Origin of the sequence: Angustibacter luteus, assembly GCF_039541115.1 — a bacterium.
Lineage (GTDB): Bacteria > Actinomycetota > Actinomycetes > Actinomycetales > Angustibacteraceae > Angustibacter > Angustibacter luteus.
In genome coordinates this window covers 1177823-1185285 of the sequence record NZ_BAABFP010000002.1, presented here as the reverse complement: position 1 = coordinate 1185285, position 7463 = coordinate 1177823, and the positions used below count along the sequence as shown (strand labels likewise).

Here is a 7463-nt window from a genome sequence, read left to right as displayed (position 1 = left end):
CCACCGCAGCGAGGCGGGGCTCACCGAGAAGTGGGATCTCTACGTCCGCGGCTTCGAGCTCGCCACGGGCTACTCCGAGCTGGTCGACCCGGTGATCCAGCGGCACCGCTTCGAGGAGCAGGCCAAGTTCGCGGCGCTCGGCGACGAGGAGGCCATGCGCGTGGACGAGGACTTCCTGCGGGCCATGGAGTACGCGATGCCGCCGTCCGGTGGGCAGGGCATGGGCGTGGACCGGCTGCTGATGGCGCTGACCGGGCTCGGCGTCCGCGACACGATCTTGTTCCCGCTGGTGAAGCCGCACTGAGGGCGTCGTGCGCGCAGAGGTACCGTGGATGACATGGTGAAGGCCCTGCTCGCGCTCATCCCGTCCGTCGGGGTGCTGTTCCTGTTCGTCGTCGCGATCAAGGCGATGCTCGAGGGCGACCGCCGCGAGCGCACCGCGCAGGCCCGGTGGGACAAGGACCACCCCGCCGCGACGACGCCGACGGATCCCAGCATTTCTCGCTGAACTCCAATGTCGCGCCGCTTTCGGTGCCTCGGTTTTGACAAACCGAATACGCACAGGAAATGCTTTCGCTGGATTGTCCGGGTGGACAAGAATTCAGCGAGAGAAGGCGAGCCGCAATGGCGCAGAAGGTTCAGGTCGTCCTGATCGACGATATCGACGGCGGTGACGCGAGCCAGACCGTGACCTTCGCGTTGGACGGGGTGACGTACGAGATCGACCTGAACGACGAGAACGCCGCCAAGCTGCGGGACTCGTTCTCGCTGTGGGTCGGCAGCGGCCGTCGGGTGTCCGGTCGGTCCCCCCGGGCGGCGCGTCCGGCGTCCCGTGCTGGTGGGTCTGAGGACACTGCGGCTATTCGCGAGTGGGCCAAGCAGAACGGTCACCAGGTGAGCGAGCGCGGCCGCATCTCGGCCACGGTTCGCGACGCGTACAACGCCGCCCACTGACGTTTCCGCCACCCAGACCGCTTTTCCTTCCGGAAAACCGGCTTGAGTGGCGGAAAGGGGCTTGGACGGCGGAAGCGGGTGTGAGCAAAGGGACGCCCCCGCAGCCACGGTGAGGCTGCGGGGGCGTCGCTTTTGCGGCGGCTGGATCCCGTCGATCAGCCGACGCCGAGCCCGCCCACGAACCGCTCTCCGTTGGGCGTGCCCACACCGGTGATGTCGTCGTACCCGGCGGTGGTCCGGATCGTCGTCCCGTTGCGTGCGTCGAGCGTGCGCAGGGACGTCGTCAGGCCGTCGGAGTCGTCGACGCCGTTCACGTAGTCCACCCGCACGACGCCGGTGTTGGCCTTGTGCGTCGGGTCGAAGTACGCCTGCGTGCCGTACAGGTCGTACAGCGCATAGTTGGCGAACCCGTGCGGACGGCCGGACACCTGGTCGGCGATCGCCATCATCCCGGCGAACAGCGGGCTGGCCAGCGAGGTGCCGCCGATGCGGTACTCGGAGTACTTGACCGTGCCGTCCGGGAACGTCTGGGTCTCGCCGACCCGCATGCCGGTGTTCGGGTCACCCAGCGCCGAGACGTCCGGCACCGCGCGCCCACCAAGCTTGCTGTAGCGCTTCGCGATGGACGCCGGGACGACGCCCTTCTGGTACGCCGGCTGGGAGAACACCTGGCTGGTGCCGCCCCCGCCGCCGTACTGGTAGGTGCCCGGAGGGGTCGGGTCCCAGGCGCCGTCCGTCAGCGTGGACTTCGAGGTGCTCCACCCGGTCTCGAACGTCCGGGTGTTGGTCTTGCTGACGGCCAGCGAGGTGCCGCCGACCGCGGTCACCAGCGAGCTGTTGGCCGGGGACTGCACCGTCGGCACGCCGTTGTTGTCGGAGGCCCCGTCACCGGAGTCGCCCGAAGAGAAGTAGACGCCGATGCCCTCGAGCGCGGCCTGGTAGAAGACCTGCTGGTAGGCGGTGTCCAGCGCGGGGGAGCCGTTGGACTCGTCGGTGCCGCCCCAGGAGTTCGTGACGATGTCGGCCAGGTGCCGGGCGACGACCTTGTTGACCGCGGTCAGCAGGTCGGCGTTGTCGCAGGAGCGGCCGGGGACGTAGGTGACGTTCGCGCCGGGAGCCATGGCGTGCACGGCCTCGACGTCCAGGGTCTCCTCGCCGTACCAGCCCTGCTCGCCGCACAGGTCGCCGTTCACGGTGTCGTCGTAGCCGTAGCGGTACGGCTTGGCCGGCGGAACCTGCTTGAACTGCTTGCCCTTGAACGCGTTCTGGCCGTGGCTGGTCGCGTAGGTGTTCGCGTCGGACAGGATCGTCGGCGCGGCGTACGCGTCGGTGATCGCGACCGTGACGCCGCGGCCGTCGAAGCCCTTGGCGATCGACCGGGTCAGGCCGTAGGCGCCCTCGAGCTGGTCGGGCACGTAGCCGCAGGGGGCGTAGGGCTGAACCTTGCCGTAGGCGGTGGGAACGGTGGTGGCCTGCTTCTGGCCGTAGAAGGTCGAGCACGGGGTGGCGTTGACGAAGGCGTCCGGTGGCGGGGCCTTGGTCGTCGCGGACTTGGCGGTGCGGTGCGTGGTCGTCGGGCCGCCGACACGGTCAGTGGACATCAGCTGGCTGATGCTGGCCAAGCCGGACACCGCGATGACGTCGGCCGACAAGGACGCCGGGACGCTCGGCGCGCTGGACGCCGCACGCAGGGTGTGTCCGGATACCGAGTACGTGTGCAGCGTCGTCCCGAACGCCTTCTGCAGCTGGGACAACGAGCCGGTCGCGGTGACGTAGGCGTTGTTCGCCGGGATCTCCCCGATCGTCAGGCCGTACCCCTTGAGGAACGCCTTCGTGCGCGCGACGGACGCGGCGGACGGCGCGTACGCGGCCTTGATCTGGGCTGCAGTCAGGTAGTGCTGGTAGCTCGCGCTGTGCGGGTCGGCGACCGCCGCGACTGCCTTGGCCAGACCGGCCTGGTCGCGGCCGGCCAGGAACACCCGGACCTCCGCCTGCTGCTTGGCCGACGGGGTGCCGACGACCTTGGCGCCCTTGACCTGGTCGGGCTGGGCATTGGCCACCGCGTGCCGGGACGCGCCGGAACCGGCGGCCGCGAACGCCGTGGTGGCGAACAACGTGGGGGCCACCAAGGCGGCCGCGGTAGCGGCCGTCACCTTGATGGACAGGCGTGGACTCATGGAGATCCTTCCGTGGAGAACGGGTTGAGGCGAGCCTTTCTCCGTCGTCCACCAGCGCCCATGACAGATGTCACGGTTCTTGTGCAATTCCATAGAACAGGTATGAAACGGTCGCCGTGTGTGATCGGAGAGCCACACGGGGTCAATGCCGACTGGGTGGCAGACTCGGCGAAATCAGAGAAGGGGGGGACCTGAAGCCGGTTCTGTGCCCCACTGCTCTGATCTCAGCGACGGAGTCGTCAGGGGGCGACCCTCACCAGGCCGACGGCTCGAGCACGGCCCCGTAGCGAGAATTCGTCACGCGGCCGGCGCTGTCGCCGTAGCTCCTCGGGGCCAGACCGGGGTGAACCACCGTGACCCCGCCGGCGTGCGCGGAGCTGCCGACGCCCTCACCCGGGATGCCCACGACCAGGTCCAGGCTGTCCCAGGGGTTGAGCGCGGAAAGCGCCGCGCCGACCTGGTCACCGGCCTCGGCGGCGCCACCCAGACCGCCACCCGGACCCTGGTGGTATGACCGCTGGCAGGCGTTGGCTCCGGCGACCGACAGGACGATGGTGACCTCGCCGGCGTCCCGGACCGAACCGATGTCCTCGCCGGGAGAGCCGACGGCTGCTGCTTGAGCGCTGCAGAGATTGCCCTGGGCGTTCACCGAGGCGCCGAAGTGATCGCCCGCCTGGACCGTGCCGGGTACGGCGTAGGTGTTCTGGGTGATGGTGCCCACGTCACCGCTCGAACGCGACACCCACGCCGAGCGGAACACCTGGACCTGGCCGGCGCCGGCGGCGCGGCCGATCGCCTCGCCGGGCTCGCCGACCCACAGCGCGTCGCCGGACCACGAGAGCGCGGCGCCGACCCGGTCACCGGTCTCGGCCACGCCGGGAAGACCCTGGTACCCCTGCTGCAGGAGCCTGGCCGCCGTGACGGCACCGGTGGTCGAGGTCTTCACCAGGACGACGTCGCCGGCCTGGCGGTGCGAGCCGCTCGTCTCGTCCGGGACACCGACGGCCAGGGTGTCGGAGAAGGCGAGCACCGTGCCGAAGTGGTCCCCGGCCTCGGCGACGCCGGGCACGCCGGGGGTGTCCTCGGTGACCGCGCCGAGGTAGGTCGCGGCTCCAGTCGCCTTCTGGACGCGGTAGATGTCGACTGCGCCGGCTCCCGCCCGACCGGACACCGTCCGGTTGGGGGCGCCGACGTAGAGGTCGTAGGAGGTGGTGTCGGCGCTGGCCGACCCGAGCGCGATCGAGGCGCCGAAGCGCTCGCCAGCCGACCGGCCGGTCAGCCGGACGGCGCCAGCGGACGTCAGGCCGGTCAGACTGCCGTGAGCGATGACGACCGCTCCGCGACCGCGGTCGCTCCCGGGCGCCCCGATGGCCAGGTCGTCGCAGGAGTCCGCGGTCTGGTCGGGCGGCAAGCTCTCCACCGAGGCGCCGAACAGGTCGCCGGCCGCCGCGGGGATCCCGATGAACGAGGCCGGGCCGACCCGCTGGGCGCGGCCTTGGGCATAGTGGATGTCGACCGCGCCGGTGGGCACGCCCCCGACGAGACCCGTCGGGACTCCCACCGTGAGGTCCGCGGCGAAGTCTCCGTCGTAGTCCGGGGCCGCCCGCTCGTCCAACGGCGGCGGGCACACCGTCGGCGCGGCGGACGCGGCAGGTGCGATGAGCCACGGGACGGTGCCGACCAGCGCACCCGCGGCGAGCGCGGCCGTCAGGACGACGCGACGGGGACGGGACGGACGACTCGGCACGACGGTCTCCTCTCGGACGGTCGCGCCACCGTAGCCTTCGAGAGGCAGAGCAGGAAGCAGGATGGACTGACCCGACCGGCGGACGCCGGGTGACGGTCAGCGAAGCCCGTTCAGCTCGTCGAGGGTGCGGTGGCCGCGCTCGACCACGTCAGCCACAAGATCGTGCCGCCCGAGACGGATGGGCCACTCGAGCTGCAGGAGGATCTGTGTGGCTGCGAGCGCTGCGGCCCACTCCCAGCCGACCAGTTCGAGGATCCTCGTCCACAACCGCCCACGGACCCCGTCCAGCGGATCCTGGAAGGTGTGCCACTGAAGGGTGGTGAGGTCAGTCGCTCGCGTGCCGCTCCCCGCGTTGACGATGTCCACGACTGACACCACCGCTCCGTCCCGGACCAGGACATTGCTCGGGTTGAGATCCGTGTGGACCATGTCGGGTGCCTCGTGTGGTGCTGGGACGTCGGCGCACGCGAGCCGCAGGCGCTCAACCAAGGCCGACACCACGGCGGAGTACCGCGAGAGCCCGGCGACAGCCGGCTCCTGACCGGTAGCGACCCGCCAGGCGTACCCCCAGTGGTCGTAGTCCTCGGTGGCTTGGCCAGCCTGGAGCTCGATGATCTCCATGAGCTGCTCGACGAGGGCCGGGGTCAGCTCGGGCGCAGGGACCGCATCAACGAAGTCCATCAGATGCCATACGTGAGTGGGCGTTGCCCCCACGCCGAGCCAGGCCGGGGTGGGATAGCCGCGTCCGCGCATGTGCGCGACCACTCTCTGGCTGCGCAACGTCTCGTCAAGCTGACCGGGGTGTGTCCGGGGCACTGCTTTGAGCACGGCGTCTGCCCGTCCGGCCAGCTGGACGCGCACGGCACCAGCATTGACGCCTCCGGGTAGCCGACCGAGAAGAGTGACCTCCGCCCCGACCGCCCTCACCACGTCGGCCAGGACCTCGACCGGCACTTCGTCGCGATGCATGCCTTGCAGCATGCACGAGACGCGCTCCTCGCCGGCTCGGGTACGACGCCGTCCCTGCGCCGAGCTCGGGCTCAGGTCAACCAGGTCCGCGTCTGGTCCAGCACCCGCTCGCCAGACAGATCGGCCAGCGACAACCCGGCGAAGCCCTCTGCGGAGGGCGACGTCTGCCAGCGGAACCGAGGCTGCTCGGTCAGCGCTGCCTCGACCACCACGGCGGCGGCCTCCTTCGACGGCTGCGCCGTGGCGAACGAGCGGCCCGTGCGGTGCAGGTACGCCTGGAGCAGCGGCGCGTAGTCGTCGTCCAACGGGCTGCCGGTGTCGGCGGCGCCGGTGTTCCGCACGAACTCGCTGGCGACCGCCGCTGGCTCGACCACCGCCACCTCGACGCCGAACCGTGCGACCACCGGCGCCAGTGACTGCATCAGCCCCTCGACCGCGAACTTCGCGCCGCAGTAGGCGTCCGCGAACGGCTGGCCGACCACACCGCCGACACTGGTGACGGTCACGACCCGCCCGCGGCCGGCCGACCGCATCACGGGGAGCACCAGCCTGGTCAGCCGGGCCACCGAGAGGTAGTTCACCTCCAGCTGCTCCTGCAGCTCGCCGTCGTCCAGCTGCTCGAGCGTCGCGACCTTGCCGCGACCGGCGTTGTTGACCAACACGTCGAGCCGGCCGTGATCGGCCACGACCGCGGTCACGCAGGCCTCGGCCTGCTCCGGAACGGTCACATCCAGGGCGCGCAGCTCGACGGTCAGTCCCTCCTGCGTGGCGGCGGCGAGCAGACCAGCGCCCTTGGCGACGTCCCTCGCCGTCGCCACGACGTGCACGCCCCGCCGGGCCAGTCCCAGGGCCACCTCCAAGCCGATCCCGGACGACGTACCGGTCACCAGGGCCACCCGCCGATCGCTCATGCCGGCCACCCTTGCGTCGATCGCCCCCGACAGCCAGCATCGCGCCAGCACCCAGGTATCCGGCCAGCTGGTGGATCAGGTGATGCACCGGCCGACGCGCCGGTCCGCCTCACGTCAAGCCGTTGCCTGCGTGGGCCGGTATCGCAGGGCGACCGCCCCTGACCGGAACTCATGGCGATGCACGAGCTCGAGCTGGATGCGTTCACGCAGACCGGCGAGCAACGTCGGCCCGTTCCCGGCCAGGACGGGCTGCACGAGGAACTCGTACTCGTCGATCAGCCCCAGGTCTGCCAACGCGAGGGGGAGGGTCACGCCGCCCACGGACAGTCCCTCGCCTGGCTCCTGCTTGAGCCGCCGAACCGCTTCCCCGAGGTCGCCTTGCACCAGCTCGGCATTCCAGTCGACCCCGCTGAGCCTGCTCGACACGACGTACTTCTTCGTCCGGTCGATGGCCTCGGCGAAGGGGGTCTCCCACTCGGTCATCCAGTCCGGCCACGTGCCCGTGGCCGGCCGCCGCCACGCCGACTCCATCATCTCGTAGGTCACCCGGCCGAAGAGCAGGGCGTCGGCTCGTTCCATCTCAGCGGTCCAGTAGCGCATCGACTCCTCGTCGGGCGGGATCCCTGCCTCGTGATGGCAGCAGCCGTCGAGGGTGACGTTGATCGAGTAGCGAAGTGGTCTCATCTCGTTGCTCTCCCCTGATGC

8 protein-coding genes are annotated in these 7463 nt (G+C 70.4%); 3 read left to right on the top strand and 5 right to left on the bottom strand.

The window, feature by feature from the left end; translation table 11 throughout:
• The 3 genes from ABEB17_RS05785 to ABEB17_RS05775 all read left to right on the top strand — a co-directional run.
• A partial coding sequence (locus tag ABEB17_RS05785; protein WP_345715642.1) for an amino acid--tRNA ligase-related protein occupies positions 1-304 on the top strand: 304 nt, incomplete at its 5' end.
• Positions 305-328: 24 nt separating this feature from the next.
• A complete protein-coding gene (locus ABEB17_RS05780; RefSeq protein ID WP_345715826.1) occupies positions 329-508 on the top strand; it encodes a hypothetical protein in 180 nt (59 codons plus the stop codon).
• 116 nt (positions 509-624) lie between these two features.
• Complete coding sequence (locus ABEB17_RS05775) at positions 625-954, top strand: histone-like nucleoid-structuring protein Lsr2 (RefSeq protein WP_345715641.1); 330 nt, start codon at positions 625-627, stop codon at positions 952-954.
• Between the two features lie 155 nt (positions 955-1109).
• Here ABEB17_RS05775 and ABEB17_RS05770 read toward each other — a convergent pair whose 3' ends face one another.
• The 5 genes from ABEB17_RS05770 to ABEB17_RS05750 form a co-directional block, all read right to left on the bottom strand.
• The gene (locus tag ABEB17_RS05770) at positions 1110-3131 is read right to left on the bottom strand and encodes a S53 family peptidase (protein WP_345715640.1); all 2022 of its coding nucleotides are present in this window, start codon (positions 3129-3131) and stop codon (positions 1110-1112) included.
• Positions 3132-3384: 253 nt separating this feature from the next.
• A complete protein-coding gene (locus ABEB17_RS05765; protein WP_345715639.1) occupies positions 3385-4878 on the bottom strand; it encodes a hypothetical protein in 1494 nt (497 codons plus the stop codon).
• 96 nt (positions 4879-4974) lie between these two features.
• Positions 4975-5847: a phosphotransferase family protein gene (locus ABEB17_RS05760; protein WP_345715638.1), complete on the bottom strand. Its 873-nt coding sequence runs from the start codon at positions 5845-5847 to the stop codon at positions 4975-4977.
• Positions 5848-5918: 71 nt separating this feature from the next.
• Positions 5919-6758, bottom strand: coding sequence for an SDR family NAD(P)-dependent oxidoreductase (locus ABEB17_RS05755; RefSeq protein ID WP_345715637.1), 840 nt, complete (start codon positions 6756-6758; stop codon positions 5919-5921).
• Positions 6759-6872: 114 nt separating this feature from the next.
• The gene (locus ABEB17_RS05750) at positions 6873-7442 is read right to left on the bottom strand and encodes a dihydrofolate reductase family protein (RefSeq protein ID WP_345715636.1); all 570 of its coding nucleotides are present in this window, start codon (positions 7440-7442) and stop codon (positions 6873-6875) included.
• Positions 7443-7463 lie beyond the last annotated feature (21 nt).